Here is a 26,456-nt window from a genome sequence, read left to right as displayed (position 1 = left end):
CATGCAAGCCAGTTTATCTAACCCAAATGTTGTCAGTGTCGATGGAACAATATTTCAAATTTCATCGCAGTTATGGCAACAAAATCAGCAACAACAGGCAATTTTAATCCGCTATCTGGCTTGTCCATTGGCAGAAGATGAATCTTGTTTGTGGCTTGGGTTGGATAGCCTCAACAATTTATCCGCATGTGAAACCTTTTCTTTCCTAACAGGAAAAATGATCGAACCTGTGTTGTTGGAAACACAGGTATTGAAAGATTTATTGCAAGCCTTAGCTCCACAATCTTTAATGGTACAAGAAAGTCCGGTTTTTTACCATGTTCAACAGCAAGATTTAAACGAAGAAAAGCATTCTGCTCAACAATCAGATGAACCCGTGATTCAGTTGCTGAATCGGATTTTTGAAAGTGCGTTGCAGCAACGAGCATCTGATATTCACCTTGAGCCACAAAGCCAACATTTGCAAGTGCGTTTTCGTATTGATGGTGTATTACAATACCAATCGCCAGTTGCCTTGGCATTATCTAGCAGGGTGATTTCACGTTTAAAATTATTAGCCAAACTTGATATTAGCGAAACCCGTTTACCGCAAGACGGACGTTTTCATTTTAAAACCACCTTTTCTGATATTTTAGATTTTCGTCTTTCCACCTTACCAACCCCATTAGGGGAAAAAGCGGTATTGCGGGTGCAACAAAATAAGCCAGTACAATTTGCATTTGCCGATCTGGGTATGAATGATCAGCAGCAGGAACGTTTTAAACACGCCCTTAATCAACCGCAAGGTTTGATTTTGGTGACAGGACCTACGGGAAGTGGAAAAAGTATCACCCTTTACACCGCACTTTCTTATTTAAATCGTCCAGAAAAACATATTATGACCGCGGAAGATCCTATTGAGATTCCATTGTCTGGCATTATTCAAAGCCAAGTCAATCCACAAATTGGTTTAGATTTTAGTCGGTTATTGCGTACTTTTTTACGCCAAGATCCCGATATTATTATGCTCGGTGAAATTCGTGATGAAGAAAGTGCCGCCATGGCATTACGAGCTTCTCAAACGGGACATCTCGTGCTTTCCACGCTGCATACCAATGATGCGCCGTCCGCTATTCCACGCTTGTTACAGTTAGGTATAAAGCAACACGAAATTGACAACAGCTTATTGTTAGTGATTGCACAACGTCTGATTCGGAAACGTTGCCAAAAGTGCGGTGGAAAAAGCGAACATTCTTGTGATTGTCATCAGGGCTATAAAGGGCGAATCGGGATTTATCAATTTTTACAACCTGATCCAGAGCAAGGTTATCAGTTGGATTTTAATCAGTTACAACAAGCAGGGTTGCAAAAGGTGGAGCAAGGTGTGACGGATTTAGCGGAAATTCAACGAGTATTAGGGCAGGGGACAAAATGAAACTCAAAATGTACCACTGGCAAGGTATTAATCGGTTAAATCAAAAACAAAAAGGCGTTTTAATTGCGGAAAGTGAACAAATCGCACGTCAACAATTATTAAACCGAGGTTTACAGCAAATTAAATTACAGCAAAACTGGCAATTATCCACTAAACCGAATCAGGCAGAAATTTGTGATACCTTACTACAATTAGCCATTTTATTAAAATCTTCTGTTCCGTTAAAAAATAGCTTATTGATTTTATTGCAAAATTGTACCAATATTCAGTTAAATTCGTGGTTACATCAGCTATTAAATCAAATTGAAACAGGGTTATCTTTTTCTCAGGCATTACAGAATCAAGGGCAATTTTTAACCTTACAAGAACGCCAATTAATTCAAGTCGGTGAAATGACGGGTAAACTGGCAACGGTGTGTAATCAAATCGCCGAGCATCGTCAACAATCGGTGGCATTACAACGAAAATTGCAGAAAATCTTGTTGTATCCGATGATGGTACTCGGTATCTCTGTGATATTGACCGCACTTTTACTGATTTTTATTGTGCCACAATTTGCCGATATGTATGGTGATAATCAAGCCCAACTACCGTTTTTTACTCAAGTATTGTTATTTTTATCGGATCTGTTACAGCAGTATTTTTGGCTCATTGCTGTGTTGATTGTTGGCATTATTATTCTGATTAAACGTCAATTAAAATCATCGATCTGGCTGAATCAACTCAAAATAAAATTAATCTCTAACACCCCCATGTTAGGCAATATTGTACAGCTTTCTAGGTTGGTAGGATTTTGTCGAGGCTTGCACTTAATGCTGAAATCAGGTGTGCCATTAAATCAAGCATTGCAGTCATTTTTACCCCAAAAGAAAACTTGGCAAAACAAGATCGAATTACAAGGGGATTTAACTTTAATTCAAGAAATTCAGTCTATGCTTCATTGGATTACACACGGCTATGCTTTTTCAGTAGCAGTGGGAGCAGAATTATTTCCGATGCAAGCTCAACAAATGTTGCAGGTGGGCGAGCAATCGGGACAACTTTCGCAAATGTTACTGCATATTGCAGAGAGTTATCAGCAACAGCTCGATCATAAAATTGATCTGCTTTCACAAATGTTAGAGCCATTGTTAATGGTGGTGATTGGTGGACTGATTGGTTTGATTATGTTGGGAATGTATTTGCCGATCTTTAATATGGGTTCGTTAATTCAATGATAATATTAGGATTTTTTCTGTTAGGTGGCATCGTAGTAACCCTTGTACGTTATTATTTGCAAAATTTAGCCACACAAATTCAACAGGAAATCTATCAAAGCTATGTGGATCTTTTTCCTGACAATGCACCGCAGGTTTGCCCCGAAAACTCTCGTTTAATGCCGATAAAGTGCGCTGGATTTTGGCTGTATTTTTTGGTTGGAGCGATACTCTTTGGGTTAAACGCCTATTATTTTATTAATCCAATACAAGCGTTATTTTGGCTAACTTCGGGTGTGCTATTATTTCTAATTGCCAAAATTGACGGACACTATCAATTTATTTCAGTAACACATTGCCAATGTTTAATGGCATTAGGTGTATCGGGTGCATATTTTCAATTTACGCCTATTTCCCTTGAACAATCTCTGCAAAGCCTGTTAATTGGGTTTGGAGCATTTTATCTGATTTTTTATCTTGCACAGTGTTATTATCATCAAGATGCTTTGGGACGTGGTGATTATTGGCTAATCGCAGCATTAAGCAGTTTTTATGACTGGCAACAATTACCATATTTGATTTTTGTGGCGTGTTGTTCGGGGTTGATTTTTGCAGGCATCAAATGGCTAAAAGGGGAGAAAATAGATTATTTGCCTTTTGCTCCATTTTTAGTGATTGGGCAGGTTTTTATGTTAGGGGCAAATATGGTAGGATAGCGAAAAAATCACGAACGGAGAATAAATGACCTACATCATCGGACTCACAGGCGGTATTGGCAGTGGCAAAACCACCATCGCTAATCTTTTTGCAGAACTTGGTGTGCCATTGATAGATGCGGACGTGGTAGCTCGTCAGGTGGTGCAAAAAGGATCGCCCTTGTTAAGCCAAATAGTCGCACATTTTGGGCGTGAAATTCTCACTGCAACAGGTGAACTTAACCGCTCCGCGTTACGTGAAAAAGTATTCAACAGCGAAAGCGAGAAAAATTGGCTAAATAATTTATTGCACCCTGCTATTCGCCGAGAAATGTTAGTTCAACTACAAGTTCAAACTGCCCCTTATGTGTTATTTGTGGTGCCATTATTAATTGAAAATAACTTGACGAAACTTTGTGATCGGGTTTTAGTCGTGGACGTGTTGCCTGACACTCAATTAGACCGAGCTAGCCAGCGAGATAATAATAAACGTCAATTAATTCAACAAATTATCAATACTCAGGTAAGCCGTAATGAACGCCTAAAGGTCGCGGATGATGTGATTAATAATGACGGGGATTTTGCACAAACTGAAAGCGAACTTCGCCAAAAAGTGCTAGAATTACACCAGTATTATTTGCAATTAAGTGAGAAGAAAAATGGCAGAAACCTTTAGCGTAGAGTGTCCAACTTGTAAAAAGCCTGTGGTTTGGTCGCCTGAAAGTGCGTATCGCCCTTTTTGCAGTAAACGTTGCCAATTAATTGATTTAGGCGAATGGGCAGCAGAAGAAAAAGCTATTCCGTGTGAAACGGCAGATTTTGCGGAAAGTAGTGAATTTTCGGAAGACTGGGTGAAATAAACATGAATATTCAACACCAACACAACAATGAGCAAGGCGAATTTTTTGTTTTGGACGATAATGGCAACAAGATCGCTGAATTAACCTATTTTTTCGTGGATAATCAAACCATTAATGCTAATCATACTTATGTGTCAGAAGTGCTGCGTGGGCAAGGTATGGCGGATAAATTATATCAAGCATTGGTAGCGTTTATTCGGGAAAAAGATCTAAACTTGATACCAAGTTGTAGCTATATTGCGAGAAAGTGGGAACGAGAAACAAAATAAGTACAAAACAGGTAAAGTGCGGTTGAATTTTGCAAAATTTTTGCTAGAATTGACCGCACTTTTTTCTTGATGAAATAAAGTAAAAATTAGTTCGGTTGAAGCTAGTTGGAGAATAGGGAATTGACCCTATACCGACGAGGTAAAATCTTTCAGGTGCTGACTATTAAGAATCATGTCAGCAAGGACTGCTAGTGGACGAACCCTTGGAGAGATTTCGCACATTCAAAATAATGTCGCGGAACGCCGAAGGCGAAAGAGTGATTTTTGTTGTAAAACAAACACTTCAAACGCTCAGGCAAAAGGACAGGGGCAGAAAGACAATTCCAGTATTTACGCTGTTTGGGGCGTATTCTTCAATGCTTTCCGCTGCCTTGTAATAAATTGTTTAAATTTTTACGAGAATCATTATGTTAATTTCAGAATTATTATCCACTATTGATAGCTTTATTTGGGGACCGCCGTTGCTGATTTTGTTATCAGGTACGGGGCTTTATTTAACCTTGCGTCTTGGTTTTATTCAAATTGTGCAGTTGCCAAGGGCGTTGGGCTATATGTTTAAACGTGAGCAAGGCAATGGGCAGTCGGGCGATGTATCTGCTTTTGCTGCACTTTGTACTGCACTTTCTGCCACTATCGGAACAGGAAATATTGTCGGTGTTGCTACAGCTATTCAGGCGGGTGGACCAGGGGCGATGTTTTGGATGTGGTTGGTCGCTTTACTTGGCATGGCGACCAAATATGCCGAAGGTTTGTTAGCGGTGAAATACCGTGTACGCGATAAAAACGGCTTTATGGCGGGTGGTCCGATGTACTATATTGAACGTGGACTTGGGATTAAATGGCTGGCTAAATTATTCGCTGTGTTTGGGGTGTTAGTGGCGTGGTTTGGGATTGGAACATTCCCACAAATTAATGCTATCACCCATGCAATGCAAGATACGTTTAGTGTGCCAGTGGTTATCTCTGCTGCGGTAATGACGGTGCTGGTGGCGGCTATTATTTTAGGGGGAGTAAAACGCATTGCCACTGTTTCCACATTAATTGTGCCGTTTATGGCAATTTTATATGTAACAACATCTTGCGTGATTTTAGTCCTGAATGCAGATAAAGTACCTGCAGCCATAGCATTAATCGTAGCAAGTGCTTTTAATCCGCAATCTGCCCTTGGTGGAGTATTAGGATTAACCGTCATGAAAGCGATTCAAGCAGGGGTAGCTAGGGGGATTTTTTCTAATGAATCAGGCTTGGGATCTGCACCGATTGCAGCGGCGGCTGCACAGACTAAAGAACCCGTTCGTCAAGGTTTAATCTCCATGACGGGGACGTTTCTGGATACCATTATTGTCTGTTCTATGACGGGATTAGTGTTAGTGATCACGGGCGTATGGAATGGCACTGTGGAAGGGGCGGCAGCCACAAATTTAGCTTTCGCACAAGGTTTAGGCACAAGCATTGGGGCAACCATTGTGACGATTGGTTTGTTGTTTTTTGCATTCACCACTATTTTAGGTTGGTGCTATTACGGTGAACGTTGTTTTGTGTATCTGTTTGATATTCGTGGTATTAAAGTTTATCGTACGATTTTTATTTTATTAGTGGCAGGTGGTGCTTTCATTGAGCTACAAACCATTTGGATTTTAGCCGATATTGTCAATGGTTTAATGGCGTTTCCGAATCTTGTCGCATTAATTGGGTTACGTCATGTGGTTATTAATGAAACCAAAGATTATTTTCATCGTTTGCATAATAAAACACTAGATGATAGCGTTGGCATTCATGATCTTGAATTGGAAACCACAATGAAATAAAGCCTATTTTATTTTAAAATGAGATCTTCGTCACATATTTGAAAAGAGAATGTTTACAAAGTGTAAATATATTGTTATTTGTAATGCTTGTGGGTATTGACCACAATTAATTCTATAATCCTATTTCATCCTATTCTAATATACGGAGATCTTTCTATGCTAAAACATATTAAACGTCTAAGTGCTGTTCTAGCGGTTTGTACAGCATTGTCATATTCTGCTTTTGCGGCAGATCCGATTGTGATTAAATTCTCTCATGTGGTAGCAAACGATACCCCGAAAGGCCAGGGAGCGTTAATGTTACAAAAATTAGTAGATGAACGTTTGGCAGGGAAAGTCAAAGTGGAAGTGTATCCTAACTCTTCACTTTATGGCGATGGTAAAGAAATGGAAGCGTTACTGTTAAATAACGTACAAATGCTTGCTCCATCTTTGGCTAAATTTGATAAATATACCCCGAAAATTCAATTATTTGATTTACCTTTCCTATTTGATGATATTCAAGCGGTAGAACGTTTTGAAAAAAGTGAGGGGGGCAAATCCTTGTTGACATCAATGGAAGATAAGGGCATTACAGGCTTGGGTTATTGGAATAATGACTTAAAACAGCTTTCTGCCAATAAAGAATTGATTTTACCTAAAGATGCGCGTGGTTTGAAATTCCGCGTACAAGCATCTGAAGTATTAGACGCCCAGTTTAAAGCCTTAAAAGCGGTGCCTCGTAAAATGGCATTTGGTGAAATGTATCAAGCGTTGCAAACTGGCACGGTAAACGGGGCGGAGAATCCGTATTCTAATATTTACTCGCAAAAAGTTCATGAGGTACAAAAATATATCACAGAATCTAATCATGGTTTATTGTCTTATATGGTGATCGTGAATACCAAATTCTGGGAAAGCATTCCAGCGGATATTCGTAGCGAATTATCAGTAATTGTTGATGAGGTGTCTGCTACTGTGAACAAACATTCCCATGAATTAAATTTGGCGGATAAACAAAAAATCCTAGATGCTGGCACCACTAAAATTACGACCTTAACACCAGAACAACGCGAACAATGGCGTGAAGCTGTGCGTCCGGTGTGGAAACAATTTGAAGATCAAATTGGTGCAGACCTAATTAAAGCTGCAGAAGCCTCAAATAAACAATAGGTTAGATGAGTTGTATTTAAAAAAGAGGCGATCAGCCTCTTTTTAAGTCAGGAGTGAGTTATGTCATATTTGATTTGGTTTTGGCATCGGATCGAAGAATGTGCAATTGCCATTCTATTAACGGTGATGACTGCTGTTACTTTTATTTATGTCGTGTTTAATAATCTTTATAATGTTTTTTTTGATCTTGCGGAAGCCTTGCCGAGCATTGCTCATATTGCAGAACCTATTGGTGATTTCATCATGATGTTAGCCCAAGAAATGACATGGAGCTTAGCCGTGACAAAAGCCTGCTTTGGTTGGTTGATTTTTTTTGGGGCATCCTACGGTGTACGTATGGGAGGACATATTGGCGTGGATGCCATTGTGAAAAAAATGAGCGAACCCGCGCAACGAGTTACCAGTATTATTGCCGCATGCTGTTGTTTGGTCTACGCAGCAATGATTACCATTGCCAGCTATGAATGGATTGAAGCGGTGTTTATTAGCCAAATTGGTGCAGACGATCTTCATCAATTTAATATTAAATTATGGCATATTGGTATGATTATGCCTATTGGCTTTGCCTTAATTGGATTACGTTTTGTTGAAATTCTGATTAATTTGATTCGTGGCAAACAATATACCTTAGGTTTGGCAGATGAATCAAAAGATGCGTTAAAACTTGCACAGGGGGAAAACGAATGACCGTTGCTGTATTATTTATTCTCTTATTTGTGTTTATGTTTATTGGGGTACCGATTGCTATTTCTCTTGGTTTATCGGGGGCAGTGGTCATTATGTTATTTAGTCAGGATAAACTCAGTTCGCTGACGATTAAGCTGTTTGAAACCTCTGAACATTATACTCTACTGGCAATTCCTTTTTTCTTATTGGCTGGATCTTTTATGACGACTGGTGGCGTGGCAAGACGCTTAATTGATTTTGCTAATGCAACAGTGGGGCATATTCGTGGTGGGTTAGCCATTGCTTCGGTATTATCTTGTATGCTATTTGCTGCGCTTTCCGGCTCAAGTCCTGCGACCGTTGCGGCTGTGGGTTCTATTGCGATTGCAGGTATGGTACGCTCTGGTTATCCTATCGGTTTTGGTACAGGGATTATTTGTAACGCGGGTACCTTAGGGATTTTAATTCCCCCTTCTGTGGTGATGGTGGTTTATGCTGCTGCCACAGAAACATCCGTTGGGCGTTTATTTATGGCGGGGGTCGTACCTGGATTCTTGTTAGGATCGGTGTTAATGGTGGCGATTTATGTGGTGGCAAGAATTAAAAAATTGCCAGCTCAACCAAGAGCCAGTGTCAAAGAATGGTTGAAAGCCGCAGGTAAAGCCATTTGGGGATTATTGCTGATGGTGATCATTCTTGGCGGTATTTATAGCGGTGTGTTTACTCCCACAGAAGCCGCAGCAGTTGCCGCAGTGTATTCTTTTGTGATAGCTGTGTTCGTGTATAAAGATGTTAAATTGCGTGATTGTCCAAGAATTTTATTAGAATCTGCCAAATTAAGCGTAATGTTAATGTTTATTATCGCTAATGCTATGCTATTTGCACATGTATTAACCACGGAACAAATTCCGCAATTTATCACTCAAGTAGTAACCGAAATGAATTTGCAACCTTGGACTTTCCTTGTCGCAGTGAATATTGTGTTATTAGTTGCGGGGGCATTTATGGAACCATCTGCAGTGATTCTGATTTTAGCACCAATTTTATTCCCGATTGCAACGCAATTAGGCATTGATCCAATTCACTTAGGGATTATTATGGTGGTGAATATGGAAATTGGTTTAATTACACCGCCGATCGGTTTAAATCTCTTTGTGTCTTCTGCCATTACTGGCATGCCACTAACACAGGTGATTAAAGCAGCGATGCCATGGTTAATGTTACTCTTGTTCTTCCTATTATTGATTACCTATATTCCTGCAATTTCGTTGACTTTACCAAATTTAATTGGCATTAATTAGGTTATCAATACTCAAAATAAAATAATTCCTGCACATTTGTGCAGGAAAGGATATAAATATGCCCTCAATCATCTTTCTCCACGGCTTACTCGGTACAAACGCCGATTGGCATGCCGTCATTGAAAAATTCGCTGAAAAAGCACCGCAGATTGACTGTATTGCTTTGGATTTGCCCTTGCACGGTGAAAATAAGCCTGTTGAAGTGACGGGTTTTGAGCAAACGGCACAATTTGTTTCGCAACAAATTCAGCAAAAAATTCAAAATAAGCCTTATATTTTAGTGGGTTACTCGCTCGGTGGGAGGATTGCGCTGTATTATGCGTTGCAAGCTCAATGGGAAAAAGGCAATCTACAAGGCTTGATTTTGGAAGGGGCAAATTTGGGGTTAAAGAATGAACAAGAAAAACAGCAACGCTGGCAAAACGATCAATATTGGGCTAAGCGGTTTATGAAAGAAAATCCCGAAACTGTGTTACAAGATTGGTATCAGCAGTCTGTTTTTGCGCATTTAACAGAACAGCAACGTGCCAACTTAATCGCTAAACGTGCCTCAAACTGCGGTGAAAATATTGGCAAAATGTTGCTTGCTACCAGCCTTGCTAAACAGCCTGATTTTAGTGAAAAAGTGCGGTCAAAAAGTCTGCCAATTTATTATTTGCTAGGTGAGCGAGATCGAAAATTTTGCCAACTTGCCAAACAGAAAAATTTACACTTTAGTATTATTCCCAATGCTGGACATAACGCCCATTTAGAAAATCCCGTTGCCTTTGCGGAACAATTACGCCGTTTTGCTTTTGAGATTGCGAAAGTTCCGTTATAATGCAGATCATTTATTTATTGTTCCATTTTTTGTAGGGGCGGAGCTATATATCCGCCCGTTAAAAACGGAGCGTGATTTTTGGGCGGATACACAGATCCGCCTTTACAATGTATTTTGTTATTAACAAGGAAATTTTATGCAAAATCCAAAAGATAATGTGCTTTATGCCCCAGTTGAATGGGTGGATCATAGCCAAGGTTACAACGATATTCTTTATCATAAATCCACAGACGGCATTGCCAAAATCACCATTAATCGTCCAGAAGTGCGTAATGCGTTCCGTCCGCAAACGGTGAAAGAAATGATTACCGCATTTTCTGATGCGCGTTTTGATGAAAAAATCGGTGTTATTGTGTTAACCGGGCAAGGCGAAAAGGCGTTCTGTTCTGGTGGCGACCAAAAAGTACGTGGCGACTACGGTGGTTATAAGGATGAAAATGGTGTACATCATTTGAATGTACTAGATTTTCAACGAGATATTCGTACCTGCCCGAAACCTGTAGTTGCCATGGTGGCAGGTTATGCCATTGGTGGTGGTCATGTATTGCATATGTTATGTGATATTACTATTTCAGCCGATAATGCGATTTACGGGCAAACGGGTCCGAAAGTGGGATCTTTTGACGGCGGTTGGGGGGCAAGTTATATGGCTCGCCTTGTGGGACAGAAAAAAGCTCGTGAAATCTGGTTCTTATGCCGTCAATACAATGCGCAAGAAGCGTTGGATATGGGCTTAGTGAATACTGTGGTGCCTTATGCCGATTTAGAAAAAGAAACCGTGCGTTGGTGTCGTGAAATGTTGCGTAACAGCCCGATTGCCTTGCGTTGCTTAAAAGCGGCGTTAAATGCCGATTGTGACGGTCAAGCAGGTCTGCAAGAATTGGCAGGTAATGCTACGATGTTGTTCTATATGACCGAAGAAGGGCAAGAAGGACGCAATGCGTTTAACGAAAAACGTGCGCCTGATTTTAGTAAGTTTAAGCGGAATCCGTAATTAGGTGATTAAAACGTAGGGGCGGATCGATCTATCCGCCCGAACAATACGGAGTGTGATTAATATGGTTGAACAAATTACCCGACTAAAACAACGTTTTGAACATTATCAAAAAGCACTGACTCAGTTAATGGAAGCTGTTGAGAAATACTCAAATACCCAAGAAAATATCATCAAAGAAGGCTTAATCCAACGTTTTGAATTTACCCACGAATTGGCATGGAAATTGATGAAAGATATTTTGCAGTATGAGGGGGATTTTGAGGGAGGTTCAAGAACAACAACTCGTCAAGCTTTTAATTTAGGCTACATTTCTCAAGGGGAAATTTGGATGGAAATGATTAAAACTAGAAATCTTACGGTACATACCTATAATGAAGATATTTTAGAAGATGAGTTCAATAAAATTATTTCTCAATATTTCCCCTTACTCGTTGAGTTCAAACAAAAAGTAGAAACCCTATGCCAAAATTTGGACTAAGCGATAAATCTATCAAACAAATTCAGGATATTTTGCGAAAACACCCCGAAATAGAACAGGCGATTATTTACGGCTCTCGAGCGATGGGAAATTATCGTGAAGGATCTGATATTGATTTAACCCTAAAAGGCGAGAAAGTGACGCAAGATATTCGTGGCAAAGTTTGGTTAGACTTAGATGATTCCTATTCCCCTTATTTATTTGATATTTCTGTCTATCATTTATTAACCAATCCTGATTTTATCGCTCAAATCGACCAGTTTGGACAGGTTTTTTATCAAAGAGAAAATAACAATGAGAAGTTATAATCTATACCACTACTGCATCCCTGTTGACAGCCAGCTCATTCTCCGCAATCGTTTTTTAAAAAAACGGGAAGGCTTATTGGTGCAAGTGAAATGTGGTGAAAATGAAGGCTGGGGAGAAATCGCGCCACTGCCTGAATTTAGTCAAGAAACTCTAGAACAGGCACAGCGTCAAACGATTGACTGGTTGAAAAAATGGGATCAAGCACGTTCTTGTGATGAGAAACTACCGTTAAAGGATGATGAACTTTATCCTTCCGTAGCATTCGGATTAAGTTGCGCGTTAGCCGAAATGAAACATGAATTAGGTAGCCAAGGTAATTATCAAGTCGCTCCCCTTTGTTATGGCGATCCTGATGAACTATATGAACCGCTTTCACAAATGATCGGTGAAAAAGTGGCAAAAATCAAAGTCGGCATGTATGAAGCCAATCGTGATGGCTTGATTGCCGATATGTTATTGGAAGCCATTCCCGATTTGCATTTGCGTTTGGATGCGAATCGCAGTTGGACACCAACTAAAGCGGCGATGTTTGCCAAATATATCAAGCCTGCATATCGCAGTCGTATTCAATTTTTGGAAGAACCATGCAAAACAAGAGATGAAAGCCGTCAATTTGCGGAAGAATTTGGCATTGCCATTGCATGGGACGAATCTGTTAGAGAGCCTGATTTTGTGGTGCAAGCCGAACCTCATGTCGCCGCCATTGTGATTAAACCCACGCTAGTCGGCAGCCTTGAAAAATGTGTAAAACTGATTGAACAAGCCCATGCTTGTGGTTTAAAAGCGGTGATCAGCTCGTCTATTGAAAGTAGTTTTGGTCTAACCCAACTGGCTCGCATTGCACAACAATATACACCAAACACTGTGCCGGGGTTGGATACCTTGGATTTAATGGCATATCAAATTGTGCGAACATGGCAAGGTTCAACATTGCCCGTGATTGATTTGGATTCAACATTTATTGTGAAAGTGGCGATCTAAAAGGTTAGACCACCTTTTATTCAGCTGAGTTTTTAGAAAAAATCGTTATAATGCGTAACGTTACAGAAAAGGATAAGATTATGTTGCAATCTGCACGTATTTTGTTGTTAAATGGTCCAAATTTAAATATGCTTGGGGCAAGAGAACCACAACATTATGGTTCGTTTTCATTGGCAACAATTGAACAGAATTTACAACAATTAGCACAAAAGTGCGGTGTAAATTTAGAATGTTTTCAGGCAAATAGCGAAGAAAAATTGATTAATAAAATTCATCAAAGTTTTCAACATGTGGATTTTATTATTATTAATCCAGCGGCTTATACCCATACCAGTGTAGCATTGCGTGATGCGTTGTTAGCGGTGAACATTCCTTTTGTTGAAGTCCATTTATCGAATATTCATAAACGTGAATCGTTTCGTCATCATTCTTATTTTAGTGATGTGGCGGAAGGCGTGATTTGTGGACTTGGGGCGAAAGGCTATGAATATGGACTTGATTTTGCTGTACAGTTTTTAGCAAATAAAGCGTGATCTGGTTAAATTTTTATGAAATTTGCATAAAATTGTCGCCAAAAGTAACTTTTTCGGGTAATCTTGTTTTCGAAAAAAGTACAAGTTTTTACGCATAATTCCGCTTGGAATTATTTAGGGTGTTATCCCTGTGACTGATGCAAGATTGAAAATTCTTGCAGAATTTTTCACCGCATTTTGATTTTGACTAAAAGTAGCTTAAAGTGCGGTTCATCTTTATATTATTTTTTAGGAAATCTACACTATGGCAATGGATATTCGTAAAATCAAAAAATTAATCGAATTAGTTGAAGAATCAGGCATTATGGAATTAGAAATTTCCGAAGGGGAAGAATCTGTTCGTATTAGCCGTGGCACACCGGCACCAAGTGCGGTGCAATATCATCTTCCTGCTCAAGCAACGGCTCCAGTTGCTGCACCTGTTGCGACTACAGCTGTTCCTGCGGCGGTTTCTGTTCCAACGGAAGACGTTTCAGGTCATGTGTTACGTTCACCAATGGTCGGTACGTTCTATCGTAGTCCTAGCCCAGATGCAAAAGCTTTTGTGGAAGTTGGGCAAACTGTAAAAGTGGGTGATGCACTTTGTATTGTTGAAGCAATGAAAATGATGAACCGTATTGAAGCAGATAAAGCCGGTGTGGTGAAAGCCATTTTAGTCAATGATGGTGATGCGGTTGAGTTCGATGAACCGTTAATCATTATTGAATAATATTTCTTAATGGGCGATGTCGCCTGTTATTTATACCATCAAATTTTAAACTGGAATAATCTTATGTTAGAAAAAGTGGTTATTGCCAACCGTGGTGAAATTGCCTTACGTATTTTACGTGCTTGTAAAGAACTTGGTATTAAAACCGTTGCGGTGCATTCCACCGCAGACCGTGATTTAAAGCATGTGTTATTAGCGGATGAAACAATTTGTATCGGTCCTGCGCCATCAACTAAAAGTTATCTTAATATTCCCGCCATTATTGCAGCTGCGGAAGTCACGGGGGCGGATGCGATTCATCCGGGATATGGTTTTTTATCTGAAAATGCCGATTTTGCCGAACAAGTCGAATGTTCGGGGTTCACTTTTATCGGTCCAACAGCTGATGTGATTCGTTTAATGGGGGACAAAGTATCTGCCATTAATGCTATGAAAAAAGCGGGCGTGCCTTGTGTACCGGGGTCTGACGGTCCATTAGGTTCTGATATGGCGAAAAATAAAGAAATCGCTAAACGTATCGGTTTCCCTGTGATTATTAAAGCATCAGGTGGTGGCGGTGGCCGCGGTATGCGCGTAGTTCGCAACGTAGAAAGCCTAGAAGAAAGTATCGCCATGACCAAAGCAGAAGCCAAAGCCGCTTTTAATAATGATATGGTGTATATGGAAAAATATCTTGAAAACCCACGTCACGTGGAAATTCAAGTGTTAGCAGATACTCATGGTCATGCGGTTTATTTGGCAGAACGTGATTGTTCTATGCAACGTCGTCATCAAAAAGTGCTGGAAGAAGCGCCAGCTCCGGGAATTAGTGAAGAAGTTCGTCATGATATTGGGTCACGTTGTGCCAATGCTTGTGTGGAAATTGGTTATCGTGGCGCGGGTACTTTTGAGTTCTTGTACGAAAATGGGGAGTTCTATTTTATTGAAATGAATACACGTATTCAGGTAGAGCATCCTGTGACGGAAATGATTACCGGGGTGGACTTGGTAAAAGAGCAGTTACGCATTGCATCAGGTTTACCACTTTCAATTAAACAAGACGATATTAAAGTTAAAGGTCACGCGATTGAGTGTCGTATTAATGCAGAAGATCCAAAAACGTTTCTACCGTCACCGGGTAAAGTGGTGCATTTGCATTCACCGGGTGGTTTGGGAGTACGCTGGGATTCTCACGTTTATGGTGGTTATACTGTTCCACCACATTACGATTCCATGATTGCAAAATTGATTGTATATGCAGATACTCGTGAAGGGGCGATTTGCCGTATGCAAAATGCCTTATCTGAAACGATTATTGACGGCATTAAAACCAATATTCCGTTACATCATCTGATTTTGGAAGATGAAAACTTTCAAAAAGGTGGTACGAATATTCATTATTTAGAGAAAAAATTAGGTATTTCAGAATAATTTTTGATGTTTGTAGGGCGGACCGATATGTCCGGTCCGCCCTATATCTATGTAGAGATAAATAAAATGACATTACAACAACGTTATCAACAAGCAGCCCGAGAAGCACGTTGGGCGTTAGGTTTAACTATTGCTTATATGATCGGCTGGTGTGTGTGTGCTTATTTGCCAGGTATGAGTACCGGTCCATTAGGCTTTCCCCTTTGGTTCGAATTGTCTTGTATTTATTTGCCAGTATTATTTATTGTGGTGGCTTATTGGTTAATTAAAATTGTTTATCAAGATATTGAACTAGAAATTCCCCCTGAACAAGAGTGCACTTCATCGGATTCGCTGAATAAGGAAATTTAACTGTGAATTTAGGTATTATTTTCCCTTTAATTATTTATTTGGTCTTTGTGTTTGGTGCGGCATTATATGCTTATATAAAACGCCAAAAAGGTGATTTTCTTACTGAATATTATGTAGGAAATCGCTCCATGACGGGGTTTGTGCTAGCCATGACCATTGCATCTACCTATGCCAGTGCGAGTTCTTTTGTCGGAGGACCAGGCGCCGCTTATAAATACGGTTTAGGTTGGGTTTTACTCGCCATGATCCAAGTTCCCGCCGTTTGGTTAGCCTTAGGGGCGTTAGGCAAAAAATTCGCCTTATTATCTCGTGAAAGTCATGCTTTAACCATTAATGATTTATTACTTTATCGTTATAAAAATAAATGGTTAGTCTGGATTGCAGGTATTGCTTTATTGATTGCTTTCTTTGCTGCTATGATGACACAATTTATCGGTGGAGCAAGATTATTATCAACCACCATAGGTATTTCTTATACACAAGCGTTATTAATTTTTGCGGTGACTGTTGGGATCTATACTTTTATCGGAGGATTTCGAGCTGTCGTCTTAACTGACACTATTCAAGGCACCGTGATGATTTTAGGCACGATTATTTTACTCGGCGGGGTGATTTATGCTGCTGGTGGGGCAGAAAGTGCGGTGCAAAAACTCAATGAAATTGATCCGCAGTTAGTCAGTCCCTATGGTCCAAATGAGATGCTGGGTTTTCAGTTTATGGCATCTTTTTGGGTATTGGTGTGCTTTGGTGTCGTGGGATTGCCACATACTGCGGTGCGTTGTATGGCGTTTAAAGACAGCAAAGCCTTACACCGAGGCATGTTAATTGGTACCATTATTCTTAGCATCATTATGCTTGGAATGCATTTAGCTGGGGCCTTAGGGCGTGCGGTAATTCCGAATTTAACTATTCCTGATCAAGTGATTCCAACCTTGATGTTGCAAGTGTTACCACCGATTGTAGCGGGGATTTTCTTAGCGGCTCCTATGTCAGCGATTATGTCCACTATTGATGCACAATTAATTCAATCCTCGGGGATCTTCGTCAAAGATCTGTATTTATCTGCTAAACCTGAAATGGCAACCAACCAAAAAAAAATCAGTTGGTTTTCTTCTCTTATCACCTTAGTTATTACGGTGTTGTTAGTGTTAGCTGCGTTAAATCCACCGGATATGATTATTTGGCTAAATCTGTTTGCCTTTGGGGGGTTAGAAGCCGCCTTTTTGTGGGTAATTGTATTGGGAATTTACTGGGATAAAGCCAATGCCTTGGGGGCAATTAGCTCAATGGTAGTGGGTTTGACATGCTATATTTTTCTCACTCAAATGAAAGGCGTGGCGTTAACAACCTTGCCTGATCTGGTGCAATATGGGGTACAGAGTATCAAATTATTTAGCCAATTTCACGAAATCGTGCCGTCTTTAGTATGGGGATTGGTGGCATTTTTAGTAGGAAATAAGTTGGGTGAGAAACCAAAAACCAGCACTCACGTACTAGGTTAAGCATAGTCACGCTACTCCGTAGCTGTGTATATCAAGATGCGGAGCATCGTTCCCATGCCTAGCCCTGTACGTCAAAACCTAGCACTCACGTACTAGGTTAAGCATAGTTACGCTACTTCGTAGCTGTGTATATCAAGATGCGGCGCATCGTTATCATGCCTAGCCTTGTACGTCAAAACCTAGCACTCACGTACTAGGTTAAGCATAGTCACGCTACTCCGTAGCTGTGTATATTAAGATGCGGCGCATCGTTATCATGCCTAGCCCTGTACGTCAAAACCTAGCACTCACGTACTAGGTTAAGCATAGTTACGCTACGCCGTAGCTGTGTATATTAAGATGCGGCGCATCGTTATCATGCCTAGCCCTGTACGCAAGTGCAGGGCTTAATCATCTTCCAAACTATCCTTAAACACCAAATATTCCTCTAACAACTCAATAGCATTCAAACAGCGTTCACGGCGTTGTTTAGTGATGTTGATTTGTTGCTCAATTGCTTTTTTTTGCATATCGGATGAGGCAAGATTAAGTTGATTTTCTTGCGTATAAAGTTTGTCATTAAGTGCTTGTAGCGCTTCGTAATATTTAACTAATTTTTCTCTTGGTGGCAGTAATTCAATTTGCTGGCGTAACTGATCGCGTTTATTTAAAATCGGCTTATTTTCCACCGCGCTTTTAGGTTTTTGTAGTAATCGAATGGCGTCTTGTAAGGCGGTATATTGAGAGACCAATTTTTCACTAAAAAAGACAAATTGCACCCTATCTTGTTCGCCAAGTCGCTGAAGTTGCTGTAAGCATTGTTGCATTTCATTCAAATAGAAATCAACGGTTTGAAAATTCTCACTAAATAACATCGGGTCGAATTTATTATAAAGGGTTTTCTGTTTCAGATGTGCATAGTGTTGCTCTAACTCAATAATATATTGATTTAATTGGTTTAAAAGTGCGGTGTGATTTTTCATATTTTTCATAGGAAATCCCCCTACTATTTAGGGGGAGCAGGGTTAATTAGAGTATCATGGCAGCAATCCAACCGAATACAATTAATGGAATATTGTAGTGCAAGAACGTTGGCACGACACTGTCCCAAATATGATCGTGTTTGCCGTCCACATTTAAACCAGAGGTAGGTCCCAAGGTTGAATCAGATGCTGGTGAACCAGCATCCCCTAAGGCAGCGGCTACACCTACGATAGAAACCGTGGCTAATGGCGAGAAACCTACTGCAATACATAATGGCACATAAATGGACGTGATAATCGGTACTGTAGAGAATGATGAACCGATACCCATGGTGATAAATAATCCCACTAATAACATTAAGAATGCGGTGAGTCCTTTATTATCTTGTCCAAGACCTTGGCTAAAAACTTCTACTAGCTGTGTTACGCCACCGGTTTCGTTAATCACATTAGCGAACCCCGATGCAGCAATCATCACAAAGCCGATCATTGCCATCAGACGTAAGCCTTGTTGGAAAATATCATTGCTTTCTTTTAACCGGAAGATACCACACACTGCAAAGATAATTAAACCGGCTAAACCACCGATAATGGTTGAACTGGTAAATAATTGTAAGGCAAAAGTTACTACAATTGCAGCTACACTCACCCAAGCATGAAAGGGTTTGATATTGGCAATATGCTGCTCAATGTCTGCAGTGGTCGGTTCAGCCATCGTCACCACATATTCTCTTGGTTTGCGATAGCTCACAAAAATAGCAAATAATAAGCCTAAAATCATGCCAATGACAGGAATTGCCATTGCCATAGAGACTTGAGCAACATTAGTATGAACGCCTAATGATGCACCGACTTCATTGATATTTTTAACCAAAATACTTTCAATAAAGATTTTACCAAAACCCACGGGTAATAACATATAAGTTGCGGTTAAGCCAAAGGTTAATACACAAGCTACCGCACGACGATCGAGTTTTAAGCGGTTAAAAATGCTTAATAACGGCGGCACCACAATCGGAATAAAAGCAATATGTACAGGGAGTAAGTTTTGAGATGAAATAGCAAATGCCAGTAAAACGGCAAGGGTAAAATATTTAAACCCCGCTACAGAGCTGCCACTTGGCTGTTTGCCAAGACGCTTAATCACTTTGAACGCCAGTAAATCGGTAATACCAGATTTAGAAATAGCCACCGCAAAGGCACCCAAAATAGCGTAGTTCATGGCTACTTCAGCACCACCGCCTAAGCCTCCGGTAAAGACTTCAATGGTTTTGGAAAGTCCGAGACTACCCGTTAATCCCGCAGTCAGTGCAGAAATAACTAAAGCAATCACGACGTTAATACGTAATAAACTCAACATGAGCAATACGATAATGGAGATGACAACAGGATTCGTTAGCATATATTATGTCCTTAGGTAAATAATGAGTATTTAAATGTACTAAAAAAAATGAAATTGTCTAGAGAAAGTGGAAAATTTTTATAAAAATAAGCGCACTTTTATGAATTAAATGATAAATATTCAATAAAGTGCGGTGAAAAATAATAATTTTTTATTCTGTAGCAGCAATATGGGGAAAACCACCAAGCTGTTTAAGATGATTCACCATATAGCAAAACAATGCTGCGGTACGTTCGGTATCATATAAAGCCGAATGTGCTTGTTTATTGTCAAAGGGAATGTTTGCCACTTGGCAAGCCTTGACTAAGACAGTTTGTCCGAACATTAACCCACTTAAACTGGCGGTATCCATAGTACTAAACGGATGGAAAGGATTTCGTTTTATCCCAGTACGTGCTGCTGCTGCCATTAAAAAGCCCTGATCAAAAGCCGCATTATGTGCCACAATAATAGAACGTTGACAATCTGCTTGTTTTTGCCCGCGACGTACCATTTGGAATAAGCCAGTAATAGCATCTAATTCCGCAATAGCGACAGCTTGACGCAATGGATTGTCTAAATCAATACCATTGATTTTCATGCAATCGGGGTTAATTAATGCACCGTCAAAAGGCTTAATATGACAATGATAGGTTTGATCTTGTTCGAGCAAACCTTGATCGTTCATTTTTAGTGTGATAGCGGCTAATTCTAATAAAGCATCGGTTTGGTAATTTAAGCCTGCGGTTTCCACATCAATAATCACTGGGTAATAACCACGAAAGCGATTTTTGAGTAGGTTGGCATCCGCGGTTTTATTTTCTTCTGTCATAAAATAAAACTTAATTACCTAATGCGGATTTCGCATTTTTATTTTCGATAAATTCAATTTTATAACCGTCTGGATCTTCGACAAAAGCAATCACGGTGGTGCCACCTTTCACTGGACCGGGTTCACGGGTGACTTTTCCCCCAGCTTGTTTCACCGCTTCACAAGTAGCATAAATATCATCTACGCCGATAGCAATATGTCCGTAAGCAGTACCAAGCTCGTATTCTGTTACGCCCCAATTGTAAGTTAATTCAATAACCGCAGATTCGTCTTCATCCGCGTAACCTAAAAAAGCAAGCGAATATTTATATTCTGGATTTTCGCTAGTACGCAATAAACGCATGCCTAAAACATCTTGATAAAATTTAATAGAACGTTCTAAGTTACCTACTCGTAACATGGTATGTAAAATTCGCATGATCTTTCCTTCTGTTAAAATAAAAATTTGTGACAATTATGCCACAAATTTCAATAAAAATCAGGTTTTAATCAATGGTGAATCAAGCATCTTTATATTCTGTCATAAATTCTTGAGCTTTTTCTACCATATCTTTTGAACCGATAAATAATGGCACACGTTGGTGTAATTCTGTTGGTTGAATATCTAAAATACGGCGATAACCATCACTGGCTAATCCTCCAGCTTGTTCCGCTAAAAATGCCATTGGATTGCCCTCATAAAGTAGGCGAAGTTTGCCGTTAGGGTAGGTGGTGGCACTTGGGTAGATATAAATCCCCCCCTTGAGCATATTGCGATGGAAATCTGACACCAGCGAGCCGATATAACGAGAGGCATAAGGGCGTTGCGTTGCCGCATCTTCTTCTTGACAATATTTAATATATTTTTTCACACCCATTGGGAATTTCAGATATTGCCCTTCGTTAATGGAATAAATTTTGCCATTATGTGGCATTTGGAAGTTTTCATGGGAAAGACAAAATTCACCTAAAGTTGGGTCGTAGGTGAAACCGTTCACACCATTGCCAGTGGTATAAACCAACATGGTGGAAGAACCATATACCACATAGCCCGACGCTACCTGTTTATTACCGGGCTGCATAAAGTCTTCTAAAGTGACCGGTGAGCCAAGTGGTGAAACACGACGATAAATGGAGAAAATGGTACCCACAGAGACATTCACATCAATATTTGATGAGCCGTCAAGGGGATCGGTTAAAATAATATAACGTGCGTTACGCCCACGTTCGGTATCAAAAATAATAAACTCATCTTCTTCTTCGGATGCAAAACCCGCGACATCTTCACGTGCCATTAAAGCATGTTTGAACGTGTCATTGGCAATAATATCTAACTTCATTTGGCTTTCACCTTGCACATTTTGATTGCCAGCATAGCCTAAAATATCATTGGTTAAACCTGCTCGGTTAATGTCTCGGTGAATGACTTTGGCAACTAAACGAATGGAAGAAAGAATACCAGATAATGCCCCTTTGGCATTGGGATATTCGGCTTGCTTTTCAATAATAAAGGCATCTAGGGTTTTCATAGTTAATCTCTGTTTGTTTGTGTCATATTAAAAAAATCGTCAAATTTTCGCCGCACTTTCTTGCTAGACGGCGTCATAAACTTGGATTATGATAACAATATTACTTTTTTATCAACATGACAAATATTCAAATATGTGATCTAACGCACAAATTTTCCTATTATTTGTCTATTTTCAATAAGATTAAGAGCAAAAAATGACAAAACAACATATTCATATTTTAGGTGTGTGTGGTACTTTTATGGGGGGAGTCGCCATCATTGCTAAACAAATGGGCTATCATGTCACAGGATCTGATACTAACGTTTATCCACCAATGTCAACATTTTTACAACAAAGTGGTATTGAGATTATTCCCCATTTTGACGTCTCACAATTACAACCCGCTCCCGATATAGTGATTATTGGAAATGCCATGAAACGTGGTAATCCTTGTGTAGAATATGTGTTAGAAAATCAACTTCCGTTCACATCAGGTCCACAATGGTTACATGATCATTTATTGCGTAATCGTTGGGTATTCGCCGTATCAGGTACCCATGGCAAAACCACCACCACAGGCATGCTCACTTGGATTTTGGAACAAAACGGTTTAAATCCGAGTTTCTTAATCGGCGGTATCGCAGGCAATTTCGGCGTTTCCGCCCGTTTTACCAACAGTCCTTATTTTGTGATTGAAGCCGATGAATATGATACCGCTTTCTTTGATAAGCGTTCTAAATTTGTACATTATAATCCAAAAACTTTAATTATCAATAACATCGGTTTTGATCATGCGGATATTTTTGATGATATACAAGCGATTCAACGTCAGTTTCATCACATGATTCGTACCATGCCACAATCAGGCTTAATACTTTCAGAGGCAGATGAACAAAGTGTTAAACAAACCTTAGAAATGGGCTGTTGGTGTGAGCAACAATGTTTAGGTAAAGATCAAGAATGGTATGCCGAACGGATTAGCCATGATTGCACGCATTTTGCGGTCTATCATAAAGGTGAAAAAGCTGCTGAAGTGCAATGGAATATTGTGGGGCAACATAATATGCACAATGCCTTAATGGCGATTGCTGCCGCTCATCACGCAGGTATTTCAGTGCAAAATGCCGCTCAAGCCTTGACCACTTTTGTGAATGCTAAACGTCGTTTAGAAGTAAAGGGGACGGTAAACGGCGTGACGGTTTATGATGACTTTGCCCATCATCCAACAGAAATTCAAGCAACATTGACCGCACTGCGTGACAAAGTCGGTGGTGGGGTACGTATTTTAGCGGTATTAGAACCTCGTTCGAATACCATGAAAATGGGGCATCATAAAAATGAAATTGCACCTGCGTTAGTGCGAGCTGATAACGTATTCTTATTGCAACCTGATAATATTCCATGGGAAGTCGCCGAAATTGCTGCCGATTGTGTACAGCCTGTCAAATGGGCAGCAAATGTAGAGAAATTGGTAGATTTTGTGATAGCAGAAGCCCAACCAACAGATCATATTTTAGTCATGTCAAATGGCAGTTTTGGGGGAATTCATCAGAAGTTGTTGGATAAGTTGGCGAAGTAAAAACAGCATAAAAAAGCACCGCGATTTTACCTATTGCTAAATCCGCTTTAGATATGGACATTCCAAGTTGGAAACTGCATCCATTAAAAGGGGATTTAAAAGGATATTGGGCGATTTCTGTTAGTGGAAATTGGCGTTTGACCTTCAGATTTAACGGCGAAGATGCCGAAATTGTTGATTATCAAGATTATCATTAGGGAGTCGAAAAATGGAAATGTACAATCCGCCCCACCCAGGCAGAATTTTAAAAGAGTATATGGGCGATATTAGCGTAACGGAGATGGCGAAGCATTTAGGTGTACCACGTTCAGAGTTAAGCCAGATTTTAAAGGGCAAGAAAGGGATTTCAGCGGAAATGTCCTTGCGTTTAAGCAAAGCTTTTAGCACGCACGATGAATTATGGTTAAAATTACAAAATAAATACGATTTATGGCAAGCAAGGCACGGAAAAAATGTGACGTACCAACAGGTTACACCCGTGTTTAATGCTTCAGTTTATAGCTAAAAATGCACAAAAAAGCCCCGCGGTTTAAAACTGCGGGGCTTTTTTGAAGATTTTACACGTTTTAATCAGGCGAGTAATATAACTTCCCAATCTCAATCCGTTCACGCCCTGTTTCTAACCGCCATTTATTGCTGTCACGTAAGGAATACACGCAGCCGCAATATTCTTGTTGATAGAAACGTTCACGCTTACTAATTTCAATCATGCGAGCGGAGCCGCCGCCTTTTCGCCAGTTGTAATCCCAATACACCACGTCATCATAATGGCTGGCGGCACGGTGTCCGCAGTTGTTGATTTGATTCATATCTTTCCAACGAGAAATGCCTAAACAGCTAGTGAACACAGGAAAACCATTTTCATGTGCATATTGAGCGGCTTTTTCAAAACGCATATCAAAGCACATGGTGCAACGGATGCCACGTTCGGGTTCCCATTCCATGCCTTCGGCTTTTTTGAACCAAGTTTTGCGGTCATTTTCGTAGTCATCATCCACATCAATAAAGGGGATGTTATGCTTTTCGGCAAAGCGAATATTCTCTTCTTTGCGGATCATATATTCTTTTAATGGATGAATATTGGGGTTATAAAAATAAATGGTAAATTCAATCCCTGATGCCAAAATGGCTTCCATGACTTCGCCTGAACAAGGGGCACAACAGGAATGGAGTAACAATTTTTTGTGTCCTTGTGGCAGATCTAATTTAGGGCGAACAAAAGGGGCGTTCGGATCTTTTTTTTCCTTACGCTTTCTTTGTTTGGGTTGAAATTCAAATGTTGTGTTAGTTTTAGTCATCTTTAATAAGTTCTATCTACGGATAAATAAGCTAATGAAATTAAGGCTTGTTTATATATATTTTCAGGTAAAATAGCAATGGCATCTACCGCTTTTTGTGCCTCTTGTTTTGCTCTTGCCATCGCATAATCAAGCGATCGATGTTCTGCCATAATAGCCAATACATCATCAATAATATCTCGTTTTCCCCCCTCTAAAATTGCATTGCGAATCAATTCTCTTTGGTTCGGTGAACCATGTTGCATGGCGTGTAATAAAGGTAAGGTCGGTTTACCTTCGGCTAAATCATCACCAATATTTTTGCCTAATTCCACTGCATTGGCACTATAATCTAAAATATCGTCGATTAATTGAAATGCGGTACCCACATAACGACCATAGGATTGTAAAGCTAACTCAATTTCTGCACTAGCATTAGACAATACCGCTGCCGATTGAGCAGATACTTCAAATAAACGAGCGGTTTTGCGATAAATAACTTTCAGGTAATTTTGTTCGGTAGTATCCGGATCATGCACGTTCATTAATTGTTGTACTTCACCTTCGGCTAATACATTTGTCGCATCGGACATAATTTGTAACATTTTAAGCGATTTTAATTTCGCCATTAATTGAAATGCGCGGGTATAAATAAAATCCCCCACTAACACGCTGGCAGCATTGCCAAAAGTAGCGTTTGCAGTGGGTTTACCTCGACGCAGTTCGGATTCATCCACTACATCATCATGCAATAAACTGGCCGTATGGATAAATTCAATAAAGGTCGCACAAGTAGGCATGAGCTCTCCTTGATAATTGACCGCACGAGCCGCTAATAAGGCAATTGTCGGACGGATACGCTTGCCACCACCTTGAATAATATAAATACCGAGTTGGTTAATTAAAGGTACATCAGAAGAATTAAGTTGTGCTAAAATTTCTTCATTGACTTTTTGCATATCCGCATCAATTAAGTGGTGGATAGCCTGTTGATCCATTAAATCGTTCTGCATAGGATTGTCTATTTTTAAGTTAAAGTGCGGTTGATTTTAACTGATTTTTTGCTTTTACTCCATGTTTTAGCGTGGTAAAGGTAAAATTTTATTAAAATCGTAGATGTAGATATATCCGTTCACCCATCCTTAACCCGCCAGATGTGGAAATGTTGCGGCGAAGTTTTAGGGCGGTTTTTTTGTCGCTTGAAAGTGAGGCAGAGCCAATGAAATTGATAGGGCATTCTTACTGTTTTTTACCATAAAACAAATGACTTCACAGCAAAATATGTTAAAATATGCCACTATTTTTGTTTGAGAAAATCACTTGACATAAAAAATGATACAAATTCATACTGCTGCTAAAGCAAGCAAGCAAGCAAGCAAGCAAGCAAGCAAGCAAGCAAGCAAGCGATTCTATTCTTTATTTTTTGGCGACGTTTCTCGTTTTGAGAATATGTGCTTTGTGTTCGCCAAGAGAAAATTTCCTTT

At 39.8% G+C, this 26,456-nt stretch carries 30 protein-coding genes and 1 riboswitch; of the genes, 23 read left to right on the top strand and 7 right to left on the bottom strand.

The genetic code is table 11. The features are described 5' to 3' along the window. Position 1 precedes the first annotated feature (1 nt). The 20 genes from E0709_RS06300 to panF all read left to right on the top strand — a co-directional run bounded on the left by E0709_RS06300 (position 2) and on the right by panF (position 17,451). Positions 2-1,414, top strand: a complete 1,413-nt coding sequence (locus E0709_RS06300) for a GspE/PulE family protein (protein ID WP_132301910.1) — start codon at positions 2-4, stop codon at positions 1,412-1,414. Then, positions 1,411-2,631 (top strand): type II secretion system F family protein, encoded by a 1,221-nt coding sequence (locus E0709_RS06295; protein ID WP_132301908.1) that lies wholly within the window; start codon positions 1,411-1,413, stop codon positions 2,629-2,631. The genes E0709_RS06300 and E0709_RS06295 overlap by 4 nt, the downstream gene beginning before the upstream one ends. Next, positions 2,628-3,326 (top strand): prepilin peptidase, encoded by a 699-nt coding sequence (locus E0709_RS06290; protein WP_132301906.1) that lies wholly within the window; start codon positions 2,628-2,630, stop codon positions 3,324-3,326. The genes E0709_RS06295 and E0709_RS06290 overlap by 4 nt, the downstream gene beginning before the upstream one ends. 25 nt (positions 3,327-3,351) lie before the next feature. Further along, positions 3,352-3,981, top strand: coding sequence for a dephospho-CoA kinase (gene coaE, locus E0709_RS06285; protein WP_132301904.1), 630 nt, complete (start codon positions 3,352-3,354; stop codon positions 3,979-3,981). Next, the gene (gene yacG / locus E0709_RS06280; protein WP_132301902.1) at positions 3,965-4,165 is read left to right on the top strand and encodes a DNA gyrase inhibitor YacG; all 201 of its coding nucleotides are present in this window, start codon (positions 3,965-3,967) and stop codon (positions 4,163-4,165) included. Before coaE ends, yacG begins: the two co-directional genes overlap by 17 nt. Before the next feature lie 2 nt (positions 4,166-4,167). After that, a complete protein-coding gene (locus E0709_RS06275; RefSeq protein WP_132301900.1) occupies positions 4,168-4,434 on the top strand; it encodes a GNAT family N-acetyltransferase in 267 nt (88 codons plus the stop codon). Between the two features lie 193 nt (positions 4,435-4,627). Next, positions 4,628-4,751, top strand: a riboswitch (glycine riboswitch). Between the two features lie 90 nt (positions 4,752-4,841). Then, on the top strand, positions 4,842-6,242 hold the full coding sequence (locus tag E0709_RS06270) for an alanine/glycine:cation symporter family protein (protein ID WP_132301898.1): 1,401 nt from the start codon (positions 4,842-4,844) through the stop codon (positions 6,240-6,242). Positions 6,243-6,398: 156 nt separating this feature from the next. Further along, a complete protein-coding gene (locus E0709_RS06265) occupies positions 6,399-7,394 on the top strand; it encodes a TRAP transporter substrate-binding protein (protein WP_132301896.1) in 996 nt (331 codons plus the stop codon). Positions 7,395-7,454: 60 nt separating this feature from the next. After that, positions 7,455-8,081: a TRAP transporter small permease gene (locus E0709_RS06260; RefSeq protein WP_132301894.1), complete on the top strand. Its 627-nt coding sequence runs from the start codon at positions 7,455-7,457 to the stop codon at positions 8,079-8,081. Continuing rightward, positions 8,078-9,361 carry a TRAP transporter large permease gene (locus tag E0709_RS06255; RefSeq protein WP_132301892.1) on the top strand — a complete coding sequence of 428 codons (1,284 nt, stop codon included), beginning with the start codon at positions 8,078-8,080 and terminating at the stop codon, positions 9,359-9,361. Before E0709_RS06260 ends, E0709_RS06255 begins: the two co-directional genes overlap by 4 nt. A gap of 58 nt (positions 9,362-9,419) precedes the next feature. Beyond that, complete coding sequence (menH, locus tag E0709_RS06250; RefSeq protein ID WP_132301890.1) at positions 9,420-10,181, top strand: 2-succinyl-6-hydroxy-2,4-cyclohexadiene-1-carboxylate synthase; 762 nt, start codon at positions 9,420-9,422, stop codon at positions 10,179-10,181. A gap of 136 nt (positions 10,182-10,317) precedes the next feature. Further along, positions 10,318-11,175, top strand: a complete 858-nt coding sequence (gene menB, locus E0709_RS06245; RefSeq protein WP_132301888.1) for a 1,4-dihydroxy-2-naphthoyl-CoA synthase — start codon at positions 10,318-10,320, stop codon at positions 11,173-11,175. Positions 11,176-11,239: 64 nt separating this feature from the next. Further along, positions 11,240-11,656 (top strand): nucleotidyltransferase substrate binding protein, encoded by a 417-nt coding sequence (locus E0709_RS06240; RefSeq protein WP_132301886.1) that lies wholly within the window; start codon positions 11,240-11,242, stop codon positions 11,654-11,656. Beyond that, a complete protein-coding gene (locus E0709_RS06235) occupies positions 11,638-11,964 on the top strand; it encodes a nucleotidyltransferase domain-containing protein (protein ID WP_132301884.1) in 327 nt (108 codons plus the stop codon). Before E0709_RS06240 ends, E0709_RS06235 begins: the two co-directional genes overlap by 19 nt. Next, a complete protein-coding gene (menC, locus tag E0709_RS06230; protein WP_132302206.1) occupies positions 11,945-12,946 on the top strand; it encodes an o-succinylbenzoate synthase in 1,002 nt (333 codons plus the stop codon). The genes E0709_RS06235 and menC overlap by 20 nt, the downstream gene beginning before the upstream one ends. 80 nt (positions 12,947-13,026) lie before the next feature. Next, positions 13,027-13,479, top strand: coding sequence for a type II 3-dehydroquinate dehydratase (gene aroQ / locus E0709_RS06225; RefSeq protein WP_132301882.1), 453 nt, complete (start codon positions 13,027-13,029; stop codon positions 13,477-13,479). A 250-nt stretch (positions 13,480-13,729) separates the two neighbouring features. Continuing rightward, positions 13,730-14,188: an acetyl-CoA carboxylase biotin carboxyl carrier protein gene (gene accB / locus E0709_RS06220; protein ID WP_132302205.1), complete on the top strand. Its 459-nt coding sequence runs from the start codon at positions 13,730-13,732 to the stop codon at positions 14,186-14,188. Between the two features lie 63 nt (positions 14,189-14,251). After that, complete coding sequence (gene accC / locus E0709_RS06215) at positions 14,252-15,598, top strand: acetyl-CoA carboxylase biotin carboxylase subunit (RefSeq protein WP_132301880.1); 1,347 nt, start codon at positions 14,252-14,254, stop codon at positions 15,596-15,598. A 66-nt stretch (positions 15,599-15,664) separates the two neighbouring features. Next, a complete protein-coding gene (locus tag E0709_RS06210) occupies positions 15,665-15,949 on the top strand; it encodes a YhdT family protein (protein ID WP_132301878.1) in 285 nt (94 codons plus the stop codon). 2 nt (positions 15,950-15,951) lie between these two features. Continuing rightward, positions 15,952-17,451: a sodium/pantothenate symporter gene (gene panF / locus E0709_RS06205; protein WP_132301876.1), complete on the top strand. Its 1,500-nt coding sequence runs from the start codon at positions 15,952-15,954 to the stop codon at positions 17,449-17,451. Positions 17,452-17,837: 386 nt separating this feature from the next. On the opposite strand, the gene priC is transcribed toward panF, so the two are convergent. From priC to fbp, 5 genes are all read right to left on the bottom strand, one after another. Then, entirely contained in the window at positions 17,838-18,422 is a 585-nt protein-coding gene (priC, locus tag E0709_RS06200; protein WP_132301874.1) for a primosomal replication protein PriC, read from the bottom strand. A gap of 37 nt (positions 18,423-18,459) precedes the next feature. Then, positions 18,460-19,815: a Na+/H+ antiporter family protein gene (locus E0709_RS06195; protein ID WP_132301872.1), complete on the bottom strand. Its 1,356-nt coding sequence runs from the start codon at positions 19,813-19,815 to the stop codon at positions 18,460-18,462. Between the two features lie 151 nt (positions 19,816-19,966). Beyond that, on the bottom strand, positions 19,967-20,626 hold the full coding sequence (rnt, locus tag E0709_RS06190) for a ribonuclease T (protein ID WP_132301870.1): 660 nt from the start codon (positions 20,624-20,626) through the stop codon (positions 19,967-19,969). A gap of 10 nt (positions 20,627-20,636) precedes the next feature. Then, positions 20,637-21,044, bottom strand: coding sequence for a lactoylglutathione lyase (gene gloA / locus E0709_RS06185; RefSeq protein WP_132301868.1), 408 nt, complete (start codon positions 21,042-21,044; stop codon positions 20,637-20,639). An 82-nt stretch (positions 21,045-21,126) separates the two neighbouring features. Further along, on the bottom strand, positions 21,127-22,134 hold the full coding sequence (gene fbp / locus E0709_RS06180; RefSeq protein ID WP_132301866.1) for a class 1 fructose-bisphosphatase: 1,008 nt from the start codon (positions 22,132-22,134) through the stop codon (positions 21,127-21,129). Between the two features lie 196 nt (positions 22,135-22,330). Here fbp and mpl point away from each other — a divergent pair, with 196 nt between their 5' ends. From mpl to E0709_RS06165, 3 genes are read left to right on the top strand one after another with little or no spacing between them, the layout of a single operon-like run. Further along, positions 22,331-23,695, top strand: coding sequence for a UDP-N-acetylmuramate:L-alanyl-gamma-D-glutamyl-meso-diaminopimelate ligase (gene mpl, locus E0709_RS06175; protein WP_132301864.1), 1,365 nt, complete (start codon positions 22,331-22,333; stop codon positions 23,693-23,695). Positions 23,696-23,718: 23 nt separating this feature from the next. Further along, positions 23,719-23,892 carry a type II toxin-antitoxin system RelE/ParE family toxin gene (locus E0709_RS06170; RefSeq protein ID WP_424353156.1) on the top strand — a complete coding sequence of 58 codons (174 nt, stop codon included), beginning with the start codon at positions 23,719-23,721 and terminating at the stop codon, positions 23,890-23,892. A gap of 11 nt (positions 23,893-23,903) precedes the next feature. Beyond that, positions 23,904-24,200, top strand: coding sequence for a HigA family addiction module antitoxin (locus tag E0709_RS06165; RefSeq protein WP_132301860.1), 297 nt, complete (start codon positions 23,904-23,906; stop codon positions 24,198-24,200). A 61-nt stretch (positions 24,201-24,261) separates the two neighbouring features. Here the strand turns inward: E0709_RS06165 and E0709_RS06160 are convergent, their stop codons facing one another. Then, positions 24,262-24,993 carry an epoxyqueuosine reductase QueH gene (locus E0709_RS06160; protein ID WP_132301858.1) on the bottom strand — a complete coding sequence of 244 codons (732 nt, stop codon included), beginning with the start codon at positions 24,991-24,993 and terminating at the stop codon, positions 24,262-24,264. A gap of 2 nt (positions 24,994-24,995) precedes the next feature. Beyond that, entirely contained in the window at positions 24,996-25,970 is a 975-nt protein-coding gene (ispB, locus tag E0709_RS06155) for an octaprenyl diphosphate synthase (RefSeq protein ID WP_132302204.1), read from the bottom strand. Positions 25,971-26,456 lie beyond the last annotated feature (486 nt).

It is taken from the genome of Lonepinella koalarum (assembly GCF_004565475.1).
In the GTDB taxonomy this organism is placed as follows: Bacteria; Pseudomonadota; Gammaproteobacteria; order Enterobacterales; family Pasteurellaceae; genus Lonepinella; species Lonepinella koalarum.
This window is presented reverse-complemented; position numbering and strand designations above follow the sequence as displayed.